Raw genomic sequence first — 21,378 nt, forward strand, 5'->3', positions numbered from 1 at the left:
CAGAGGGAGCGAGGATGCGCCCGAGGAACAGCAATATTTGCTGGAGATGAAGAAGGATAGCTAGACGATTGCCTGGCAGCTTGTCCATGTCCTCCAAATGTATCCGATCGATTAAATCGACTATTTGTTGTCTCTCTTCAGCAGATGCCTTCGACAGCTTGTACGCCTTATGGCGCTTAGCTTGCTCGAAGCAGCGCAAATAGGAGAAAGGATCGCCAAGTGGCGGGCTGTGCACGAGTGAAGCATTAAAGAAAAGCGCAGTTGATGTTTTCGGGTCATTCGCATCTGGAAAGGAGCGATGGATCGTGTTTCCGGGAATGAGGAAGATGTCGCCGGGAACAGCATCATAAAACGTCTGATCGATAAAGAACGTACCTTTGCCGCTATAAATATAAACGAGTTCATACCAATCGTGTATATGATCAGGCAATTCGTTTTGCGCGCTCTTGGTGTCACGATATACGCATTCAAACGGAAACGGTGTGTGGGCATCGAACCTTTTACGATAGGGATTCATAGCTTTCTCCTCACTCTCCTGTATGAATTGATAACGCCCACTTCTCTTCGATAAGTTGTTTATTAGACAACATTTCAGTATGACTTTCCTTTAAAACAAATCCTTTTTTAGCATAGATTCGTCTTGCTGTTACGAGCTCACTGTTGGTCCAGAGGATGATGGTTTTGAAAGCTAACCCCTTACAGAAATCAATCGCCGTTTGTACCAGCTGCTGCCCATAACCAGCTCCTCTTACGTCAGGCTCAATGAGAAACAAACCGAGCTGAGCGGTATCCTCATTTACTTTATGAATACTAATCGAACCACGTTGCTTTCCTTCACTTTCCAAAATCCAAATGTTCTCATTAGGATCTGACCTCTCGATAAAACCATGTACACGATCAGCAATAAACGCTCGGAAAGAGAGATCGTAGTGGAACTCCTTATTGTAAAGATTGTAGTGGGAGTTAATGATGTAATCTACATCTTCTAATTTAAACGGACGGATCATCCGATCACCTTTTCCATTCTATTTTAAGTTTCAAAAAGCGCTAGTCCTCCTAGCATCAGTCTGATTGTAACAAATATCAAAAAAGAGTACAAATATGCATGAATTGATTATTTCAGCTATCAATATTGTTTTTTATAATGAAGAGGAAGCTACTTTGTTAGAAAAGAGGCTGATGAGATGAGAATAGATTCGCATCAACATTATTGGAAGATTGAACGAGGGGATTACGGCTGGATCACACCAGACATTCCGGTGCTTTACCGCGATTTTTTGCCTCAGCATTTGGAGCCTCATCTAAATAAACATAAGCTGGACGGTACGATTGTTGTGCAGGCGGCAGCAACGCTTGCGGAAACGGATTATTTGCTGACATTAAGCGAGTCATCCGATACGATATTAGGCGTTGTCGCATGGCTGGATCTTGCCGATCCGGATTATCGCAATCATTACGAGCGTTTTGCGCAGCATCCGAAATGTGTAGGCTTCCGTGTCATGATTCAGGAGATGCCCGATGCGAATGCGATTTTGGCACCAAGCTATTTGGAAGCGTTCACATATTTTGCAGACAAAGGAATACCGATAGATTTGTTAGTTGTGTCGCATCAGCTTACTCCTCTAGTTGAACTGCTGGATAAAGTGCCAGGCCTTCATGCGGTCATTGACCATATCGCGAAGCCTAGAATAAAAGCTGGGGAGCTTGAGCCTTGGAAAAGCCAGATTAGCCAAATTGCCGCTCATCCTAATCTATTTTGCAAGCTCTCGGGAATGGTCACAGAGGCGGATCATGATAACTGGCAACCAGCTGATTTCTTGCCCTATATCGAGCATGCGCTCGAAGCATTTGGTTACAAGCGGGTCATGTTTGGCAGCGATTGGCCGGTCAGCTTGCTTGCGGCAAGCTACGACGAGGTTGTGTCCGTGCTGGAACAGGCGCTGCCGCAGACATGGACGGAATTAGAGCGAGAGCGGTTGTTTGGACGAAACGCAAAGGAGTTTTATCGAATATGAATACTTTAAACGAGCAGCAATTAAATGAAGAACAGACACAGCAATATAGGGTAATGAAGCAAGCTAAGATTACGGTACTGCAAATTGGCGAAGGCAATTTTTTGCGCGGCTTTTTTGACTGGATGATTCAAGCTTGCAAGAATCAAGGCTTATACGAGGGAAGCATTGCGGTGACGCAGCCGCGTCCCGGAGGCAAACCAAAGATTGATGCGCTGGCAGAACAGGACGGTCTATATACGCTTGTTGTTCGCGRTTTGGAGAATGGTGCCAGCGTGGAGCGTACAGAGATAGTTTCTGTGTTTAGCAAAGTATTTGATCCGTATTCCAGCTGGGATGAATATCTCACATTAGCCGAAAGCCCAGACTTGCAGGTTGTCGTATCCAACACGACGGAAGCGGGACTTGTTTATCGACCGGAGGAGCTGATCGAGGGACAACCGATTCAGTCGTTTCCCGGCAAGCTGACACAGCTGCTGTACCGCAGGTTTAATTATTTTAAAGGCGATCCGAAGCGCGGCTTAGTATGCTTGCCTTGCGAGCTGCTGGAACGTAATGGCGATGAGCTTCGCAGCTGTATTTTGCGCTATAGCGATGATTGGGGATATTCCGAAGAATTCAAACATTGGGTTACTCAGCATAACCGTTTTCTGAACTCATTAGTCGATCGCATTGTTACGGGTTATCCAGATGCAGCACAGGCTGAAGCTTGGTTTGGTGAATGGGGCTACTCTGATTCCATGCTGAGCACAGCAGAGCCGTATCATTTATGGGCGATTGAGACAGGACCGGAGCTGGATGAGCTGCTTCCGCTGCGCAAGGCTGGACTGAACGTACATTATGTCGAGGATTTGAAGCCTTTCCAGCTAAGAAAGGTGCGAATTTTGAATGGTGCACACACGTTAATGACGCCGCTTGGCTTGCTGCATGATATAGAGCAGGTGCGGGAAGCGATGGAGGATACAGTGCTAGGTCCTCTGGTGAGAGCAACGGTAGAGACGGAAATCATCCCTTCACTTGCCATTTCTGAAGAGGAGCTGCACGCCTATGCACAGGATGTTTATGAACGTTTTCTTAATCCGTTCATTCGTCATCGGCTTGCGGATATTGCGATGAACAGCTTAAGTAAATTTAAAGTGCGTCTGCTTCCATCCCTGCTTCATTATGCCGAAGATGGTAATATGCTGCCAACGGGGCTTATACAAGGTTTTGCTGGTTTGCTTCGGTATTACAAAGTAATGCTTGGTGAGACGGGTTACGAAGGGAAAACGTTAAGCGGATTGTCGTACGTGGTGCGGGATGATGCCAGCTTGCTTGCCATCATTGCGTCTATCTGGGCGGAAGCGAAAGAGCAGAAATGGCCGCTGGAACAGACCGTATCTAGACTGCTGCACTTGGAAAACGTGTGGGGATGTGATTTGGCGTCACTATGGCCAGAACTGGCAGCTGCGATAAGCGCGAGCATAGAGGAAATGGAGCGAGTAGCGAATGAATAGCTGGATTCGATTGCATGAGGATGATCATGTCGTTATTGCGCTGCAGTCATTTGCAAAAGGGGATAAGCTGACGCTTGAATCGGGGTTAGTTCTTGAGCTGCAGGATGAGGTGCCGAAGGGTCATAAGGTGCTGACGCGAGCTGCTCGGAAAGGGGAGCATGTGCTCAAGTTTGGTTACTCGATTGGAGTTGCGAAGGAAGATATTGAGCCTGGCAGCTGGATTCATACCCATAACATGGGCACGGGCTTAAAAGGATTTCTCGATTATTCGTATGAGCAGACTACGTCGCCAGCAGAAGTGAAAGCAGTATCGCGTGATGCTGATCGTACCTTTCAAGGCTTTATTCGCGAGAATGGCGATGTCGGTATACGGAATGAAATTTGGATTATTAACACGGTCGGCTGCATTAATAAAACCTGTGAGATTGTAGCAAGAAAAGCACATGCGCTTTATGAAGGTCGTGTGGATGGGGTGTACCATTTTGCACATCCGTTCGGCTGCTCGCAGCTTGGCGATGATCTTGTGCACACACAGAAGCTGCTTGCCTCACTCGTAAACCATCCGAACGCAGCTGGCGTACTCGTTATCGGCTTAGGCTGTGAGAACAATCAGATTGATGCGTTCAAGCAGGCAATTGGCGAACATAGCGCAGAACGAGTAAAGTTTCTCAAGTCGCAAGAGGCGGAGGATGAGATCGAGAACGCGCTGGGGCTGGTAGAAGAGCTCGTAAGTTATGCAGAACGATTCAAGCGCGAGCCAGTTTCGGTATCAAAGCTGAAGCTTGGCCTGAAATGCGGCGGCTCGGATGGCTTGTCCGGCATAACGGCGAATCCGCTCGTAGGCGCGGTATCGGATCGTTTGATCGAAGCGGGCGGTACAGCTATATTGACCGAGGTGCCTGAGATGTTTGGCGCGGAGACGATATTGATGAGTCGCGCAGCAAATGAGCAGGTTTTTCACAAAATTGTTCATCTAATAAACGATTTCAAGCAATATTTTATAAAGCATGATCAAGAAATTTATGAGAATCCATCGCCCGGCAATAAGGCAGGGGGCATCAGTACGTTAGAGGAAAAATCACTCGGCTGCACTCAAAAGGGCGGACACGCTATTGTAAGGGATGTTGTGCCTTATGGGGAGCGCGTTACGAGCAGCGGTCTCAATTTATTAGAAGCGCCTGGCAATGATCTTGTATCGGTTACGGCGTTATCAGCCGGAGGAGCGCATATCGTGCTGTTCACGACTGGTCGGGGAACGCCGTTTGGCGGGCCGGTTCCAACCGTGAAGATTGCGACGAATAGTGAGCTTGCTGCCCGCAAGAAAAACTGGATCGACTTTAACGCAGGTGAGCTGCTTGAGAGCAAAAGCATGGAGACGCTGACCGATGAGCTGTGGGAGCAATTAATCAGCTTGGCTTCAGGCGAGCTGCAAACACATAATGAGCGAAACGGGTTTAAAGAAATCGCGATTTTTAAAGACGGCGTTATTTTGTAAAAGCGGTGGCGAACGGTGATCGATGGCAATAACAGATTGATCCTCAAAAATCGGAGTGGATATAAATGAAATATCGTAAACTTGGCAAGACGGGACTCGAGGTGTCAGCTCTCAGCTTTGGCGCATCCTCGCTAGGTTCTGTATTTCGAGAGACGGACGAAGCAGAAAGCATTCGTACCGTGCATACTGCGGTGGATATGGGCATTAATCTGATCGACGTTTCGCCATATTATGGCTTAACGAAAGCGGAGACGGTGCTTGGCAAGGCGATAACTGAGATTGCGAGAGAGCGGTTTATTCTGACGACGAAGGCTGGTAGGTATGGCGAGGATGAGTTCGATTTCTCGGAACAGCGTATCATCCGCAGTGTGGATGAAAGCCTAGCTAGGCTGCAGACGGATTATATCGATATATTGTTTTTGCATGATATTGAATTTGTTCCCTTCGAGCAAGTTGTAGAGGGTGCGTTTTTAGCACTCGATAAGCTGAAACAACAGGGGAAAATCCGATACTCGGGTGTATCTGGGCTTCCGCTTGCTGTATTTGAGAAATCGCTGGCGTATACCGAGCTCGATGCTGTACTTTCTTATTGCCATTATTCTTTAAATGATGCCTCTTTGCTGGAGCTATTGCCGCTTCTGGAGCAAAAGCAGGTTGGGCTTGTTAGTGCATCGCCGCTTTCGATGGGCTTGCTTGGCAATCGCGCAGTTGCGAGCTGGCATCCTGCTGGTGAACAGATACGTGCTTTATGCGCGAAAGCCGCCGAGTATTGTGCTGCTAAGGGTGAGGATATCGCCAAGCTGGCTGTACAATTCGCTACAGCGAATGAACGAATCCCAACAACACTGGTGAGTACAGCTAATCCGGCTAATATCCGTAAAAACATAGAATGGACGGACGAGCCGATTAATGAACAGCTGCTGCGAGAGGTTCTTGCTATATTGGAGCCGATTCATAACATTAGCTGGAAAAGTGGAAGAGAAGAATATAATACGAGAATCGACGTATAAGGGAGAGCTGCAGGATGAGAGCAATCGTATGTGAACAAATCGATCAGCTAAGGCTGGTTGAGCAAGAGGAGCCTGTCCTGCAGCCGGGGACAGCAGTCGTTCGTATTCGGAGAATAGGAATTTGCGGAACCGACCTGCATGCATATAAAGGAAATCAACCTTTCTTCTCTTATCCACGCGTGCTGGGTCATGAGCTGGCTGGCATCGTTGAGCAGGTGGATGATCAGCAAGACAAGATCAAAACGGGCGATCAGGTTAGCATTATCCCCTATTTGCACTGCGGTCATTGCATCGCATGCCGGCATGGCAAAACAAATTGCTGCACCGATATGAAGGTGCTCGGAGTTCATGTTGACGGCGGTATGCGCGAGCTAGTTGTCATACCGACCACACATTTGCTTGTGACGAACGACCTGACGCTTGATCAATCAGCCGTGCTGGAGCCGCTGAGCATTGGCGCGCATGCCGTTCGCCGCGCGGAGCTTCGAGCTGGCGAAACGGTGCTCGTTATTGGTTCAGGGCCAATTGGTCTTGGTGTTATGGCTTTTGCCAAGCATCGCGGTGCGCGGGTGATCGCTATGGATATTCAGGAGGAACGTTTAGCCTTTTGCAAGCAATGGGCGAAGGTGGATGAGACGGTTAATGCTAGGGAAGACGCTGCGGCGAAAATTTCAGAATTAACAAATGGTGATTTTCCAACTGTTGTATTCGATGCTACCGGCAGCGCAAGATCGATGAGCGATGCATTTAGTTTTGTCGCACACGGAGGCAAGCTTGTCTACGTTGGCCTCGTCAAAGCAGAGCTTTCCTTCAACGATCCTGAGTTTCACAAGCGGGAGATGACGTTAATGGGAAGCCGAAATGCGACCATAGAGGACTTCTCAGCAGTTCAAGAAGCTGTGCGAAGCGGCAGCATTGATGTGGCTAGTTTCATTACGCATCGTGTGCCGTTTGCTGAAATGATCAACCACTTCGATAGCTGGCTGAAGCCAGAATCAAAGGTTATTAAAGCGATTGTGGAATTATAGCCAAGATATCGCAACTATTATAGAAAGTCCGGTCAACAGGCGCTGGTGCCTTGAGCCGGGCTTTTTACGTGTTTATGTGCAGAGGTGATGCTGCTTGGTAATGAATAATTATAATCATTTTTTGCGTTGACAAAATGTGTACCCAGAATTATGATAGGTAGCCAACTGCCAAAAAATAGGTTCTTTAAAGGGGTTTAACAAACAGAAACGAGGAGGGAACAACGATGCTAAAAACAGAAAAAGCTGCCGAAGCCGATAGGCCATCGCAGCAGATGAGCGAACAGGCTCGCAAGCAGGCGGACAAAGGAAAACAGAAGGCTGAGCTGAATGAATCAAAAAGCTCCTACATTTGGGCGCTAAAGTTTTTGACGCCTTATAAGAAGCAAATTGCAGCACTTGCGGCCTGCGGTACGATGGCGGTGCTCGGGGAAACATTAACGCCAAAGATGATCCAATATGTTATCGATCATGTTGTAGTCAACAAGGATACCTCGCTTTTTATGATGATTTTGGGAGCACTTGTAGCTATCAATTTGCTCATGCTTATCGCCAAAAATTATCGTAATTTACTTCAGCGGACAATTGGTGAATTAGCATCCCGCGATATGCAAACATCGATTTTCAAGCATTTGCGCAAGCTCGGCTTTGCTCATTACGAGCGGCACCCTGCGGGCGAGACGTTGTCGATGTTCAACTCCGAGGTAGCTTCGGTTCAGAAAATATACCGCAATGTCCTTCCGAGCGTCATCGAAAACTTGCTTTTTATAGCGGTAGCTATTTGTTTGCTGCTCAGCATTAGCGGCTGGTTATGCCTCATCATGCTGCCAACATTCGGGCTTTATTATTTGTTTGGACCTTATTTTGAACGGAAAGCTTCCCTTTACGGGAGAGAATCCGGTCAATCACGAATTGCCTATAATCAATCGGTTTACGAAAGCATATCCGGCTTGCGCGAATTTCGAGCGTTTGGCTCGCAGCCCTGGTACCATGGACGGACGCTCGGGAAACATAAAGAGTGGTCGCATGTTTACTTGCTCGCTGCTACGTATAGCTTCGGGCGAGGCAGCTTTCGGCGGTTTACATTTTATTTGGGCGCCATTGCACTATTTATTACGGGCTACTACTCTCTCCAAAATAATTGGATTACGTTAGGCGGTTTTATCGCCTTCACCCTCTTATACATGACGACGATGTTCCGCCTCACGCTGCTCGTCACTCAGCTTACGGAACAGAAGCTCATCATCCACCAAACGATTCCGCTATATAGATTCATGCACAAAGAAATTGWGATTGATGATCCGGCCGATCCGATCGCTCTTGATGAGGTACGCGGCGGACTTACGTTCGAGGATGTTTACTTTCAGTATCCGGAGCAGCCTCCTGTTATYAACGGCTTCTCGCTCACCATCAAGCCAGGAGAGAAGGTCGCCTTTGTAGGGGCAAGCGGCAACGGCAAGACTACGATGTTTAAAATGATTGGGCGTTTTTACGATCCGACTGCCGGCATGATTAAGCTGGATGGTGTACCAATTCAGCAAATGACGTTAGAGCGTTTGAGAGAGTCGATCGGTTATGTATTCCAAGAAACCTATCTGTTCGGGTCTTCTGTCAAAGAGAATATTCGATTCGGCAAACCAGAAGCAAGCGATGAAGAAGTGGTTGCAGCCGCCAAAGCTGCTTATGCGCATGAATTCATTATGCAGCTGCCCGAAGGCTACGATACGCTCGTTGGCGAGCGAGGGATGAAGCTGTCAGGCGGACAGAAGCAGCGAGTATCGATTGCGCGGATGTTTGTGAAGCAGCCAGCTATTATTTTGCTCGATGAGGCGACCTCGTCTCTAGATAATGTAAGTGAATATGAAGTGCAGCGTGCGCTTGATGAAGTACTGGTTAACCGTACGACGATTGCGATTGCACACAGGCTGTCCACGGTGAAGCATTTTGACAAAATCGTTGTCATTCACGAGGGCCGCGTCGCGGAGGCAGGAAGCTATGAAGAGCTGATTGCACGCAAAGGGCTGCTTTATGAACTGGAAATCGGGCAATCCGAAGCAGCGGAAGAGAGGGTGGCACATGAAGTATCTTAAAATCTTTTGGTCGAACTCCGTTATGCTGAAAGGCACTTATCTCATTGTGCTGCTCTATCTCGCACTGGAGTCCGTATCCAATTATACGATTGTATATGTTCAAAAAATATTAATTGATGACGTGTTTACGGAAGGCAAGTATGAGCTGATGCCGATTGTCATCTCCATATTCGCGCTTGCAGGTCTCATCTACTCGCTAATGTTTACGATGACGAGCCGAAGTCTCGTTCGCAATGAATTTGCAGTCAGCCGCTCTTTGCTCTCCCGAATGCTGAAGCGGCTTGAAGGTGTTCCAGTCGAACGGTTCCAAAATGAGCGAACCGGCAAATACGTATATTCGTTCACGCAGGATCTGTTCGTTTCAGCTAGCGTGATGGGTTGGCAGATTCCGCGCGGTATACAGGAGACGTTAAACCTTTGCATATTGATGACGATCATTGGCATTTCCAGCCCTATTTTGCTGCTTATGATTGTGGGGCTTTGTACCATTTACATTCTTATTGGCTTTTACTTCACCCCCAAGCTGAAGGAGCAAGCCAAAAAAGTGGCGGAGAAACGTACGGCGCTGCTCATACAAATTGAAGAGGGAGTAGCCTCTACACGAGAAGTGGTTGCTTATCACCGATTGAAGTGGGAAATGAAGCTTTACGATAATATGTTTGCGGAATACTTTGAGCAGGTAATGGCTGAAGGAAAACTCGTGAATCGGCAAATTCGCTACAGCGATCCGATGAAATGGGGCATTGGCATTCTTGTGCTTGGCTACTGCGGTATGCAGCTTATTCATGAACAAATGTCGATCGGAACGTTCGTTATCTTGTTTCAATTTTCTACGCAAATGTCGGATTCCTTCTATAATCTATTTCAATTTATTATGGGCATGTCGTCGCAGCTTGCTAACGTGGACAGGGTTCAGCGTATTTTGGAGATGGAGCAGCAAGATAAGGGTCAAAAGAGTATAGCGGKACCGATTGAGCAGTTGTCCTTTAAAGATTCGAGCTTTCGCTATTCGCCAGAGCTGCCGGAGGTCATTCGCAGATTTTCGGCTGATCTGCCGATCGGAAGCAAAATTGCTTTTGTAGGGACGAGCGGGGGAGGCAAATCAACCATTGCTCAGCTATTGGTTCGTTTCTTTGATGCGCCGAAGGGGACTTTTAAGCTGAACGATATGGACGCCCAAATCTTCAACCGCGAGCAGTGGGCGAGTAAGGTGTCTGTTGTATTCCAAGACCCGTATATGTTCTCTGATACCATTCGTGAAAACCTGATGTTAGGCAGAGACGAGGTAACCGAAGCGGATGTGGAGGAAGCTTGCCGTATCGCTCAGATTCATGATTTTATTCTGGGGCTGCCTGATAGTTATGATACGAATATTGGAGAGAGGGGCATCAAGCTATCCGGCGGACAGCGTCAACGTATTGCAATTGCACGGGCAATTGTCAGTGATCCGGAAGTTTTGGTGCTGGACGAAGCGACCTCAGCGCTCGATCTGGAGACAGAGCGTCAGCTGCTGGCTGGCCTAGATGCAAGACGGAAGGGGCTGACGACAATCATGATCGCGCATAGGTTGTCCACTATCGAGAATGCAGACGTGATCTTCGTTATGGATCAAGGATCGTTAGCTGAGACCGGCACCCATGAAGAGCTGCTCGCCACAGGCAAGGTGTATCAACAGCTGCTCATGGCGCAGCATTAGATGCAATATATGAAGCAGCAAGTAAGTTAGGCTGTTTGTATGGAGGTAGAGCTGGAATCTAGATTTAGATTCCAGCTCTATTTTTATGAGGACACGCTTTAGGGGTGCTTATTCGAGCCGAGCAGCATGGATAAGACTAGTTTTTAGCTCTATCTGCGCTGGATTGGTGGATTTGGTGAAAATAGAGCTACAAACCGCTAATTAGCTTCCCCGAACGGAGCATATCTATGTTCACCAACCCGTCACACCTCCCAGCTGTATAGAAATGTCCATCCTTGAAAACAGGAAAGTCCATTCCGATCATCTGAAAATCGTGTAACATAGTGAATGTTGCTGATAATGGTTATCATTGAATGATGATAAGCGGAGGCAATGTATTTTTTTGATAATTAATGAGAATGATTATCTCTGATAATATTCGTGATGATTCGAGGATTGAGTATGAAGCTATGGTATCTTTTTGTCGTGCTTATTGTATTATCGATTACTTCTTTATTTATCGGAGTAAAAGACATCTCGCCGCTAGACCTTTTCAGTCTGACGGATGAGCAGCTTCAGGTTCTCACGATCAGCCGTTTTCCTAGGCTTATCAGTATTATTATTGCCGGCGTCGGCATGAGCGTTACTGGCTTAATAATGCAGCAGCTAAGCCGCAACAAATTCGTATCGCCTACGACCGGCGGAACGGATGATTCCGCTAGACTCGGTATCCTCGTTGCCTTAATGGTGTTCCCATCGGCGAGTACGCTTGAGAAAATGTTGATCGCGTTTGCTTTTGCACTCGCAGGAACCTATCTGTTCATGAAAATTCTCGATCGTCTGAAATTTAAAGATACGATTTTCATTCCACTGGTAGGATTGATGTTCGGTAACATCATCAGCTCTGTTACTACATTTTTTGCCTATAAAAATGATCTTATTCAAAACATCTCATCTTGGCTGCAAGGCAGCTTCTCGCTTGTAATGAGCGGACGTTACGAGCTGCTGTATGTGAGCCTGCCGCTGCTCGTAGTAGCTTATCTCTACGCGAACAAGTTTACCATTGCAGGTCTTGGCGAAGAGTTTTCAACCAATTTGGGAATGAATCATAAGCTTGTTGTTAACATCGGGCTTGTAATTGTAGCTCTTGTATCGGTTATCGTCATTTTGACCGTCGGTACGCTGCCTTTCCTTGGCCTTATTATTCCGAATATCGTGACGCTTTATATGGGCGACAATTTGAAGAAAAACCTGTCGCACACGGCGGTGCTTGGAGCCATATTCGTACTGGTGTGCGATGTGCTTGGCCGCCTAATTATTTTTCCGTATGAAATTCCAATCGGACTCACGATCGGCGTTGTCGGAAGCATTATTTTTCTTTACTTGTTGATGAGGAGAAAGGCATATGAAGCTTAAACTAAGTTTGCTTGCGGTGCTTGGCGTCGCATTAATTGCCGTATTTTTGTTCATCGATCTTGGAACCCATTGGGATTATGCACTGCCAAGAAGATTGAAGAAGGTACTGGCGATTGTCGTAACCGGGGGCGCTATTGCTTACTCCACTATGATTTTTCAGACCATTACGAACAACCGTATTTTGACGCCGAGCATTATCGGGCTGGATTCCCTTTATATGCTGATTCAAACCTTCGTCGTTTTTACCTTTGGATCGATGAGTCTGCCAAGCACAAACAAGCATCTTAATTTTTTTATTACGATAGCGGCAATGATAGCATTCGCCCTGCTGCTCTATAAGTTTCTATTCAAAAGGGAAGGCAGAAATCTTTATTTCCTTCTATTAATAGGGCTAGTGATGGGCACATTGTTCGGTAGCATGTCGACGTTCATGCAGGTTCTTATTGATCCGAATGAATTTCTAATTGTGCAGGGGAAAATGTTCGCGAGCTTCAATAACGTCAACACGGATCTGCTTATCATTTCAATCATCATCGTCGCTCTTGTAGCTATGTATGGCATGCGGCTAAGTAAATATTTTGACGTGTTATCGCTGGGCAAGGAGCATGCAGTCAATCTTGGCATTCCTTATGATTATGTTGTCAAAAGAGTGCTAGTCATCGTCGCCATTCTGATCGCTGTGTCCACGGCTTTAGTTGGCCCGATTACCTTCCTTGGACTGCTCGTTGTCAACGTAGCCTATCAGTTCATGAAGACCTATCGGCATAGCTATCTCATTCCAGGGGCGATACTCATCAGCATCATTTCACTCGTTGGCGGTCAACTGCTCGTAGAGCATGTGTTCACGTTTGAAACGACGATTAGCGTCATTATTAACTTCATCGGCGGAGCGTACTTTTTATATTTGCTGCTAAGGGAGAAAAAAGCATGATAGAGGTTAAAAATGTTTCCAAATCATATGGCGGCAAGCCGGTGATCGAGGATGTATCGATTCGGATTTCGAAGGGAAAGGTCACTTCGTTTATCGGTCCGAACGGTGCAGGCAAGAGTACGCTTCTCTCTATGATTAGCCGATTGTTAGCGAAGGACAGCGGTCAAGTGTTAATTGAGGGGAAGGAAGTAAGTAGCTGGAAAAGTGCTGATCTTGCCAAAAAAATATCGATCTTAAAACAGTCGAATCATATTAATCTTCGTTTAACGGTACGAGAGCTCGTCAGCTTCGGCAGGTTCCCTTATTCACAAGGCAAGCTAACAAAGGAAGATTGGCAGCAAGTAGATGAAGCCATTGCTTATATGGATCTTGTTGATCTGCAAGCCAAGTACCTTGATGAACTGAGCGGTGGACAAAACCAGCGTGCATTTATTGCGATGGTTATCGCTCAGAACACCGAATACATATTGCTGGATGAACCGCTCAACAACTTGGATATGAAGCACTCCGTCCAAATTATGAAGGTACTGCGGCGGCTCGTTGAAGAGCTTGGCAAAACGGTCGTGCTCGTTATTCACGATATCAATTTCGCTTCTTGCTACTCCGATTATATCGTGGCGTTGAAGGATGGAAAGGTCGTCAAGGAAGGTTCAACCGAGACGATCATCGACAATGCCGTGCTTCATGACATCTATGACATGGACATACCGATTGAGCTCATAAACGGGAATCGTATCGGCGTCTATTTTAAGTAGTCATGCAAGATTTACTTACTTCCGGTTTTCAAGTTTTTCAATATAAAAAATTGATTTAGGGGTGAATGTTTTGAAAAAATTTATACCTGTATTGGCTATTTTAGTCATTCTAAGCTTGGTGCTTGCAGCATGCGGCGCGAATAACAACGGAAATAAAGGCGCTAACAGCGCTACGAACACACCAGCATCTGAAACACCTGCAACAGATGCACCTACAGAAATTACAGTTAAACATCAGCTTGGCGAAACGGTTGTCCCCGTTAATCCTAGCAAAGTTGTCGTATTTGACTATGGTACTCTTGATACACTAGACAAGCTAGGTGTAGAGGTTGCTTCACTTCCGCAAGCTAGCGTTCCTGCATACCTTGAAAAATTCAAAGATGCAAAATACGTAAACGCAGGCAGCTTGAAAGAGCCGGACTTTGAGAAAATCAATGAAACTGCACCTGACTTGATCATTATTTCAGGTCGTCAACAGGATGCTTACGAAGAGCTTACGAAGATCGCTCCTACGATTTTTATGGGTGTGGACAACAAAAACTTCATGGAATCCTTTACGACTAACGTGAAAACACTGGCTCAAATCTTCTCTAAAGAAGCTGAAGCRGATACAGAGCTGGCAGCAATTAATGATTCCATTAAAGCTTTGAATGAAAAAGCAACAGCTTCTGGAAAAAATGGTCTTATTATTTTGGCAAACGAAGGTGCAATCAGCGCATATGGTAAAGCATCGCGTTTCGGTATCATTCATGATGTGTTTGGCATACCGGCTGTAGATGAGAACATTAAAGTTTCAACGCACGGCGACCCTGTAACGTTCGAATATGTAGCAGAGAAGGATGCTGATTACTTATTCGTAGTTGACCGCAATGCAGTGACAGAGGGATCAGGGGATGCACATTCCTCCGTTGAGAATGCTTTGGTGAAAAACACTAAAGCGTACAAAGAAGGAAATATCGTATATCTTAATCCAGATTTCTGGTACCTTTCCGGCGGCGGACTTATCTCTGTAGCGGAAATGGTTAAAGAAATTGACGAAGCGATAAAATAATAGCAGCAAGCATAGATGGACTATGAAGGCTGGTGGCCTGCTTCCGCAACTGCGGCAGTAGTCATCAGCCTTTTTTTGCATACGAGCGAGTCTGTGGCTTATTAAATTTACTTTTTTGAGCCAAGCATTACAGCTATAATGTAAGGGAAGCCGAAGGGAGGAACGTTTGTGGCTAGTGTTTTGGAACTTCAGAGTATTAGGAAAAACCGCAGTGGTGATGGTAATGTTCAGCTGTTCGCAAATGTTACTGCAACGATTGCTGATCCGGCTATTATTTCTATATTAGGTGTATCTGGACAAGGCAAAAGCACGCTGCTTCGTTTGCTTGCAGGTCTGGATAACGCCGATGAGGGTGATATCCGTTTACATAATGTTTCACAGCGAGAATTAGATCCAAGGGTTTGGAGAATGAAGGTATGTTACGTAGCTCAGCAGTCCGTTATGCTGAATGGGAGCATTGAGCAAAATTTGAGAACCGTGAGTATGCTGCATCGCATGCCGTATGATGAGAAGCTCGTACGCCATATGCTGCCAAGGCTAGGGCTGGATCATCTTGATTTGGGCAAAAGCGCTGAACAACTGTCAGGAGGAGAGAAACAGCGAATATCGCTGCTCCGTTCCTTGCTTCTTCATCCTACCGTGCTTCTTCTTGATGAGATTACCGCGTCGCTTGACCGAGGCAGCAAGGAAATGGTGGAGGAAGTGCTGCGAGAGTGGCATCATCAAGAAGGGGCAACGATGCTTTGGGTTACACATGATTTGGAGCAGGCTCAGCAGATGAGCAGCTCGATATGGTTCATGGGGGAAGGAACGCTGCTGGAGAACAGCGACACGGCTGCTTTTTTTGAACATCCAACATCTGAGCTCGCACAAAATTATATAAAAGCGCCGATACAAAAGGAGCAGCCATGTCAATCGTAGCACTTAGCTTTACCTTGTTGTTTGTGATGATTACGATGCTTATCTCCGTATGGCAGAAGCTTGGGCTTGAGCGAGACATCGCGATTGGCACCATTCGTTCTGCGGTACAGCTGCTGCTTGTCGGCTATGTGCTGCAATTTATTTTTAATACGAGCAATCCACTGTTTATTACAATGATCCTTGTAATTATGATTAGTGTAGCGTCTTATCATGCTGGTAAAAGGGGAGCTGGACTGAAGGGCATCATTTGGAAAATCGCGATTGCGATCACATCGACAGAGCTGCTTATGATGGGACTGCTGCTCGGCTTTCGAATTATAGAAGCGACACCGCAATACATTATTCCGATTAGCGGCATGACGATCGGCAATGCGATGGTCGTTTCGGGTTTACTGCTCAATCAAATGAGAAGAGAGGTCGAATCCTCGAAAGGCGAGATGGAGACGCTGCTCTCACTTGGAGCGACAGCAAGGCAAGCGATTCAAGACGTAATGAAGCGATCGGTTAAATCGAGCATGATTCCGACGATAGACGGAATGAAGACAGTAGGTCTAGTTCAGCTTCCTGGTATGATGACAGGGATGATTATCGCTGGTGCGAATCCGATCGAAGCGGTTCGGTACCAAATATTAATTGTGTTTGCGTTCGCAAGCTCAGCTGCGGTTACAAGCATTATTTTAAGTTTATTAAGCTATAAGCTATGGTTTACGAAAGACCTTCGGATTCAAAATATGGAGCAAAAAGGGTGATGACCGTCGTGAACGTATATAACAGTGGGAAAAATTTAGTAAAGCAAATAGCTGGAACTGAACTTCCAGATCAAGCTTTGGCGTTATGGGCGCTTGGACAAGAGGGCTTTCTCGTCAAATGGAACAAAAAAACGATTTTATTTGATCCGTATTTGACGAACTGGGTGTATGAGATGGCAGGACCGCCGTGGTCACGAGCCTTCGAATCGCCGCTGTCGCCTTCGGATTGCCTCGATGTCGATTATGTCGTATGCTCCCACCACCATGAGGATCATATGGACAAGCAGACGCTGCAAGTTATTCAGCAATCATCAAAAACACGATTTATCGTGCCGAGAGCTCATCTTCCGCTATTGAAGGAATGGGGTTTCCGTGATGAGCAGCTGATTGGGATCTCTCATGGACAATCGATTGAGCTTGCAGACGGCATAAGGCTCGATGCATTCGCTGCCAAGCATGAACAGTTCGAACAGGATGAAGCAGGTGAACATAAGTTTCTAGGTTATGTTGCGAATTTTAATGGCATTCATCTTTATCACTCTGGCGATACCGTTGGTTTCCCAGAGCTTGTCACTTGGCTGCAAAGCAGACAAATCGATATTGCATTATTGCCGATCAATGGAAGAGATTTTGTTCGCAATGAACAGGGGATCGTTGGCAATTGCAATTATCGTGAGGCTGTTGAGATTGCGGTACAAATTCATGCTGATTTATTGATTCCAATGCATTATGGCTTATTTCTACACAATGATGAGAACCCGGCTTATTTCGTCGATTATATCCAGCGTCATTATCCAGCCCAGAAGTTCCATATGTTCGCCCCCGGTGAGCGATTTATTTATATGAAATAATTTACGCTCAGCAGGGCAAAATGAGATGGGAATAAGGACTGGAGGTTGGCGGATATGTCAAACAGAGGACTTGTGACAGCGTTGACGGCTGTTGGGACAGCCCAATTGCTTAAGCTGCCTGTACATTTTGCGAGAAGCGGCAAATGGGATGTGCGGAAAATTATTGGTTCAGGTGGAATGCCGAGTTCACATTCAAGTGGCGTTTCCGCGCTAGCTGCATACACGGCGACCAAATATGGCGTAAAGACGCCGGAATTTGCTATATCTGCGATGCTTGGCATTATTGTGATGTACGATGCGATGAATATTCGCAGGCATACAGGTGAAATTGCTGTGCAGGTAAATGATTTGGACGAGGATGTGGAGAAGCTGGCTGGCGAGCATCCAGGATTGTATCATCAGCGCAGGCGTGAACGGCTTAAGGAAAGTCTCGGTCATCAGCCTATTGAAGTTTTTGCCGGCTCACTGCTTGGAGCACTTATCGGTTTCGTTGGAGCTTTGAAGATTAACAAGAAATAAGGCAAGTAGCAATTGTAAAATGAATAGACAGGCTTAGGCGCTTTTTTGGCTTAAGCCTGCTTTTATTTGAATACATACTTTTGCAGATGACTGGCCGAACTGTTAGTTATATAATGGTAAAAGATTTCAATTCTTATGCAGCATAAGGGGGAAATAAGGTGGCAGAGCAATTATTGTGGATGCACGGAGCACCGTATGCACTGGGAAATGCAGATGAGGATTGTCCAGCTATAACGCCTTATCTTGTAGATGGCGAGAATAGACCAGCAATTATCGTATGTCCAGGCGGTGGTTATGGCGGGAGAGCGCACCATGAGGGAAAACCGATTGCACAATGGCTGAATAGTTTAGGCATTTCTGCGTTCGTTTTGCGATATCGGGTGGCGCCTTATCAATATCCTTGCGCACTGCTGGATGTTCAACGGGCGATACGTACCGTCCGTTTCAAAGCAGAAATGTATCGAATTAATCCGAATAAAGTAGGCATTCTTGGATTTTCAGCAGGCGGGCATTTAGTTTCAAACGCGGGGACAAGCTATGACCAAGGGAATGAAAATGCAGAGGATGTTGTTGAACGGCAGTCCTGCCGTCCGGATTTACTCGTCTTATGTTATCCTGTCATCACACTCAAAGATCCTTTCACCCATGAGGGCTCAAGAGAAAATTTGCTTGGCAAAGAAGCGAAGCTGGATCAAATCGAACAGCTCAGCAATGAAACGCAGGTAACCTCGGATACACCGCCAACTTTTTTATGGCATACAGCAGATGATGGCGCCGTTCCTGTCGAGAACAGCCTTTTGTTCGCATCCGCGCTGAGCAAGCACCAGGTCCCTTTTGATCTTCACGTGTATACGAAAGGACGTCATGGGCTTGGCTTAGCCGAGGATGAGGAGCATACAAAAGAATGGACGGCTGCTTGCGCATCGTGGCTAGCATTTAATGGGTACAAATAATAGCTGTAATCTACTATTCACAGACGATTATTTGTCTGACGAAGCTGCCTTTTCGAGTGGTGCAGCGATCTAAGATGGTAAGGCCTGCGTTTGCAATAAGCTCGTCCATTGGATCAGCAGTCACAATGACAGCTTTGTTTGCGATTCGGCGAGTATGCTGCAGCAAGGAGAATTGTGCCTCGGGTGTCGTATTAGAGAAATGATTGTAAGGCATATCTACAATGGCTACATCATAATGGTCAGAGATATCAGCAATATCACCGCAAATGGCATCCGTTTCATATTCGAAATGAGCCAGGTTTTCACGTGTCCCGCGAATGATAAAATGGTTGATATCTCGGCCGACGATGTTCATGCCCATAGACAGCGCCTCTACCAGTACCGTCCCAATGCCGCAGCAAGGGTCGATCGCTTTAATCCCGACTGGATTCGGGATAGCGATATTGGCTATGGCGCGCGCAATTCGCGTGCTGAGTGCAATGGAATAGCTGCGAGGTTTTTGCATGTGTGCAAGCCAGACAGCTTTGCTTTTTATATAATTGCCAAAGTACCAGCGACCACCCCAAGTTAAAATGCCAAAAACGCAATCAGGTTTGCGTACATCAGCCTCGCCTTCGATATAAACGCCAAGTTCACGTTCAATTGCGCGTTGTCCTTCAAAATCGATTTTGTTTTCCGCCGTCAGGTCATTCATTTTTAGGAAAATCACCTTAAATGTAGCCTCTCCTAATTGAATTTGCTTCACCTGCTCCAAAATATCCTCAAGCCGTTCGCCTTGATATAAAACTTCAAGACGCTCTCTCATAAAAGGACTTCGGTCGGGATGTACGTCTATTTCGCTAAACAAAAGATCAGTTTCTGATTGTTTTCCAAATAAAGAACGCATCTCCAAGCGGCATAAATCAGCCTCTTCAATGCGATAGCCATAGGTATATACGAATAGATTTTTTCTAATTTCCAAGTTATTGTCGCATCCTTTGTATAATTGAATTGAAGCCTCTAGTATACATGAAAAGGAGGGGCGGACAAAGGAATGGCGATGTGCGATTAACGCTTGGTGTAGCGAATCAGTCGGTTATGAATGGTTTTTTTCCTTCCAAAAAGCTTGAGAAACAGCAATGGCGATTGGCGCGGCAAGCGGAATTCAAAGTGATATAGCCATGCCGTAAGCTTGAATTTAAGCGTTAAATAATAAAGAAATGACTTGATGTTGCTGTAATTGTGAAGCCAGCCAAGCTCCTTCGTACTGTCTGTCATCATTTTAAGGTTTACGATTCTTGCCAAATCTTTTTTTGCAGGGGCGACAGGATTGTGTTTGAAATTGTTGATCAGCATCGAAAGGATCGTTTGGATGTGGTAGGACGCCATATCCTTTCTATAATGGGCATGCGCTAATAAACCGAATTTCTCGGATAAGCTCTTTCGCAGCTGGTACTGCAGAACAAGGCTTTCTTCAAGATAATGCTTATAGGGAGAACGTATCAGACTGTTCAGATTGTTAACCGTGTTGTGAAAATACAAAGGGTCTGGAATCGCGCAGACACGATCAGAGGTTAGCAAGGCTTCCAAATGGAAAATGGTATCTTCTCCAACCGTTAATCCCTCGTTGTACAGAATCCCGTTTTTTTCAAGCGATGCGCGAAGAAATAGACTGCGCCATGTAAAACACAGGTCATTATTCGAATGAACAGCTGTAGCGCTTAGTATTAAATCTTTGCCGTTCATAACGGTATGCAGCCGAAAGCAGGGCGATACGTTCTGTTTGGTTGGAATTGTCGCGTAACCTCCAATCAACACTTCGCAAGCATGCTCTTCTGCCATGGCGTATAGCTTTACGAAAAAAAGCGGATCGATTTCATCGTCAGCATCAAGAAAGGCGACGTATTTGCCGCTTGCCGCTTGTAAACCGGCATTTTTGGCGCTGCTCRCACCGCCGTTTGGCTTGTGAATCACTTTAACTCTATAGTCTGTTATAGCGAATTCTTCGCATATTGCGCCACTGAGATCAGTGGAACCGTCATTGACGAGCAGCACCTCAATATTTCGAAAAGGCTGATTAAGAATGCTTTTCAAACAGGGACGCAGCCAATTTTCGGCATTAAATATAGGTACAATCGCACTTATCGCGTAATTCATAGGCTACACCTCTGACGTGTTCGATCGTTTAAATTTCATAAAGCGATGTTCAAAATAATCATATCACATTCGTTATAAAGAACAATCACTTATTTTAAAACCAATTATTATCTCTAGCACAAATAAGTGGTAATATGTACAGATGAGGAGAGGGGTGACAGGACTGAAAATTAAAATGAGATGGTATATCGTCGTGTTTCTCATTGCGGGAAGCTGGCTAGGAAACCTTTGGTATTTTCAGAGCATGCAGCTGAAGGAGGCGCTGTTTCTAAAGCATGACAGCACCATAAATG

The 21,378-nt window shown here is 46.0% G+C and carries 20 protein-coding genes; 16 read left to right on the forward strand and 4 right to left on the reverse strand.

The genetic code is table 11. From position 1 onward, the window contains the following. The coding region (locus AC1DSE_RS12610; protein WP_477527740.1) for an AraC family ligand binding domain-containing protein at positions 1 to 517 on the reverse strand (517 nt) is incomplete at its 3' end. 10 nt (positions 518 to 527) lie between these two features. Then, positions 528 to 1,007: a GNAT family N-acetyltransferase gene (locus AC1DSE_RS12615; protein ID WP_477510376.1), complete on the reverse strand. Its 480-nt coding sequence runs from the start codon at positions 1,005 to 1,007 to the stop codon at positions 528 to 530. A gap of 177 nt (positions 1,008 to 1,184) precedes the next feature. On the opposite strand from AC1DSE_RS12615, the gene AC1DSE_RS12620 reads away from it, so the two are divergent. The 16 genes from AC1DSE_RS12620 (at position 1,185) to AC1DSE_RS12695 (ending at position 18,949) form a co-directional block, all read left to right on the forward strand. Then, positions 1,185 to 2,015, forward strand: coding sequence for an amidohydrolase family protein (locus tag AC1DSE_RS12620; RefSeq protein ID WP_441882743.1), 831 nt, complete (start codon positions 1,185 to 1,187; stop codon positions 2,013 to 2,015). Further along, a complete protein-coding gene (locus AC1DSE_RS12625; RefSeq protein ID WP_477527741.1) occupies positions 2,012 to 3,508 on the forward strand; it encodes a tagaturonate reductase in 1,497 nt (498 codons plus the stop codon). The genes AC1DSE_RS12620 and AC1DSE_RS12625 overlap by 4 nt, the downstream gene beginning before the upstream one ends. Continuing rightward, positions 3,501 to 5,003 (forward strand): UxaA family hydrolase, encoded by a 1,503-nt coding sequence (locus tag AC1DSE_RS12630; RefSeq protein ID WP_477510378.1) that lies wholly within the window; start codon positions 3,501 to 3,503, stop codon positions 5,001 to 5,003. The genes AC1DSE_RS12625 and AC1DSE_RS12630 overlap by 8 nt, the downstream gene beginning before the upstream one ends. A gap of 65 nt (positions 5,004 to 5,068) precedes the next feature. Next, the gene (locus AC1DSE_RS12635) at positions 5,069 to 6,013 is read left to right on the forward strand and encodes an aldo/keto reductase (protein ID WP_477510379.1); all 945 of its coding nucleotides are present in this window, start codon (positions 5,069 to 5,071) and stop codon (positions 6,011 to 6,013) included. 14 nt (positions 6,014 to 6,027) lie between these two features. Continuing rightward, on the forward strand, positions 6,028 to 7,041 hold the full coding sequence (locus AC1DSE_RS12640) for a zinc-binding alcohol dehydrogenase family protein (RefSeq protein WP_477510380.1): 1,014 nt from the start codon (positions 6,028 to 6,030) through the stop codon (positions 7,039 to 7,041). A 224-nt stretch (positions 7,042 to 7,265) separates the two neighbouring features. Then, on the forward strand, positions 7,266 to 9,128 hold the full coding sequence (locus AC1DSE_RS12645; protein WP_477527742.1) for an ABC transporter ATP-binding protein: 1,863 nt from the start codon (positions 7,266 to 7,268) through the stop codon (positions 9,126 to 9,128). Next, positions 9,115 to 10,824: an ABC transporter ATP-binding protein gene (locus AC1DSE_RS12650; protein WP_477527743.1), complete on the forward strand. Its 1,710-nt coding sequence runs from the start codon at positions 9,115 to 9,117 to the stop codon at positions 10,822 to 10,824. Before AC1DSE_RS12645 ends, AC1DSE_RS12650 begins: the two co-directional genes overlap by 14 nt. A gap of 441 nt (positions 10,825 to 11,265) precedes the next feature. Continuing rightward, on the forward strand, positions 11,266 to 12,219 hold the full coding sequence (locus AC1DSE_RS12655) for an ABC transporter permease (RefSeq protein ID WP_076267197.1): 954 nt from the start codon (positions 11,266 to 11,268) through the stop codon (positions 12,217 to 12,219). After that, a complete protein-coding gene (locus AC1DSE_RS12660) occupies positions 12,209 to 13,150 on the forward strand; it encodes an iron chelate uptake ABC transporter family permease subunit (protein WP_477510383.1) in 942 nt (313 codons plus the stop codon). Before AC1DSE_RS12655 ends, AC1DSE_RS12660 begins: the two co-directional genes overlap by 11 nt. Beyond that, positions 13,147 to 13,905 carry an iron ABC transporter ATP-binding protein gene (locus AC1DSE_RS12665; protein WP_076267195.1) on the forward strand — a complete coding sequence of 253 codons (759 nt, stop codon included), beginning with the start codon at positions 13,147 to 13,149 and terminating at the stop codon, positions 13,903 to 13,905. Before AC1DSE_RS12660 ends, AC1DSE_RS12665 begins: the two co-directional genes overlap by 4 nt. 70 nt (positions 13,906 to 13,975) lie before the next feature. Next, positions 13,976 to 14,956 carry a siderophore ABC transporter substrate-binding protein gene (locus AC1DSE_RS12670; RefSeq protein ID WP_477510384.1) on the forward strand — a complete coding sequence of 327 codons (981 nt, stop codon included), beginning with the start codon at positions 13,976 to 13,978 and terminating at the stop codon, positions 14,954 to 14,956. 168 nt (positions 14,957 to 15,124) lie between these two features. Further along, positions 15,125 to 15,877 (forward strand): ABC transporter ATP-binding protein, encoded by a 753-nt coding sequence (locus AC1DSE_RS12675; protein WP_477510385.1) that lies wholly within the window; start codon positions 15,125 to 15,127, stop codon positions 15,875 to 15,877. After that, a complete protein-coding gene (locus AC1DSE_RS12680; RefSeq protein ID WP_477510386.1) occupies positions 15,865 to 16,626 on the forward strand; it encodes an ABC transporter permease in 762 nt (253 codons plus the stop codon). The genes AC1DSE_RS12675 and AC1DSE_RS12680 overlap by 13 nt, the downstream gene beginning before the upstream one ends. Beyond that, positions 16,626 to 17,477 (forward strand): MBL fold metallo-hydrolase, encoded by an 852-nt coding sequence (locus AC1DSE_RS12685; protein ID WP_477510420.1) that lies wholly within the window; start codon positions 16,626 to 16,628, stop codon positions 17,475 to 17,477. The genes AC1DSE_RS12680 and AC1DSE_RS12685 overlap by 1 nt, the downstream gene beginning before the upstream one ends. Before the next feature lie 54 nt (positions 17,478 to 17,531). Further along, positions 17,532 to 17,996: a divergent PAP2 family protein gene (locus tag AC1DSE_RS12690; RefSeq protein ID WP_477510387.1), complete on the forward strand. Its 465-nt coding sequence runs from the start codon at positions 17,532 to 17,534 to the stop codon at positions 17,994 to 17,996. Between the two features lie 179 nt (positions 17,997 to 18,175). Then, positions 18,176 to 18,949, forward strand: a complete 774-nt coding sequence (locus AC1DSE_RS12695) for an alpha/beta hydrolase (protein WP_477510421.1) — start codon at positions 18,176 to 18,178, stop codon at positions 18,947 to 18,949. Between the two features lie 13 nt (positions 18,950 to 18,962). Here the strand turns inward: AC1DSE_RS12695 and AC1DSE_RS12700 are convergent, their stop codons facing one another. Continuing rightward, positions 18,963 to 19,910 carry a TRM11 family SAM-dependent methyltransferase gene (locus tag AC1DSE_RS12700; protein ID WP_477510388.1) on the reverse strand — a complete coding sequence of 316 codons (948 nt, stop codon included), beginning with the start codon at positions 19,908 to 19,910 and terminating at the stop codon, positions 18,963 to 18,965. Positions 19,911 to 19,996: 86 nt separating this feature from the next. Next, the gene (locus AC1DSE_RS12705; RefSeq protein ID WP_477527744.1) at positions 19,997 to 21,085 is read right to left on the reverse strand and encodes a glycosyltransferase; all 1,089 of its coding nucleotides are present in this window, start codon (positions 21,083 to 21,085) and stop codon (positions 19,997 to 19,999) included. Positions 21,086 to 21,378: the final 293 nt, after the last annotated feature.

This window comes from Paenibacillus sp. 01L418 (genome assembly GCF_056400045.1).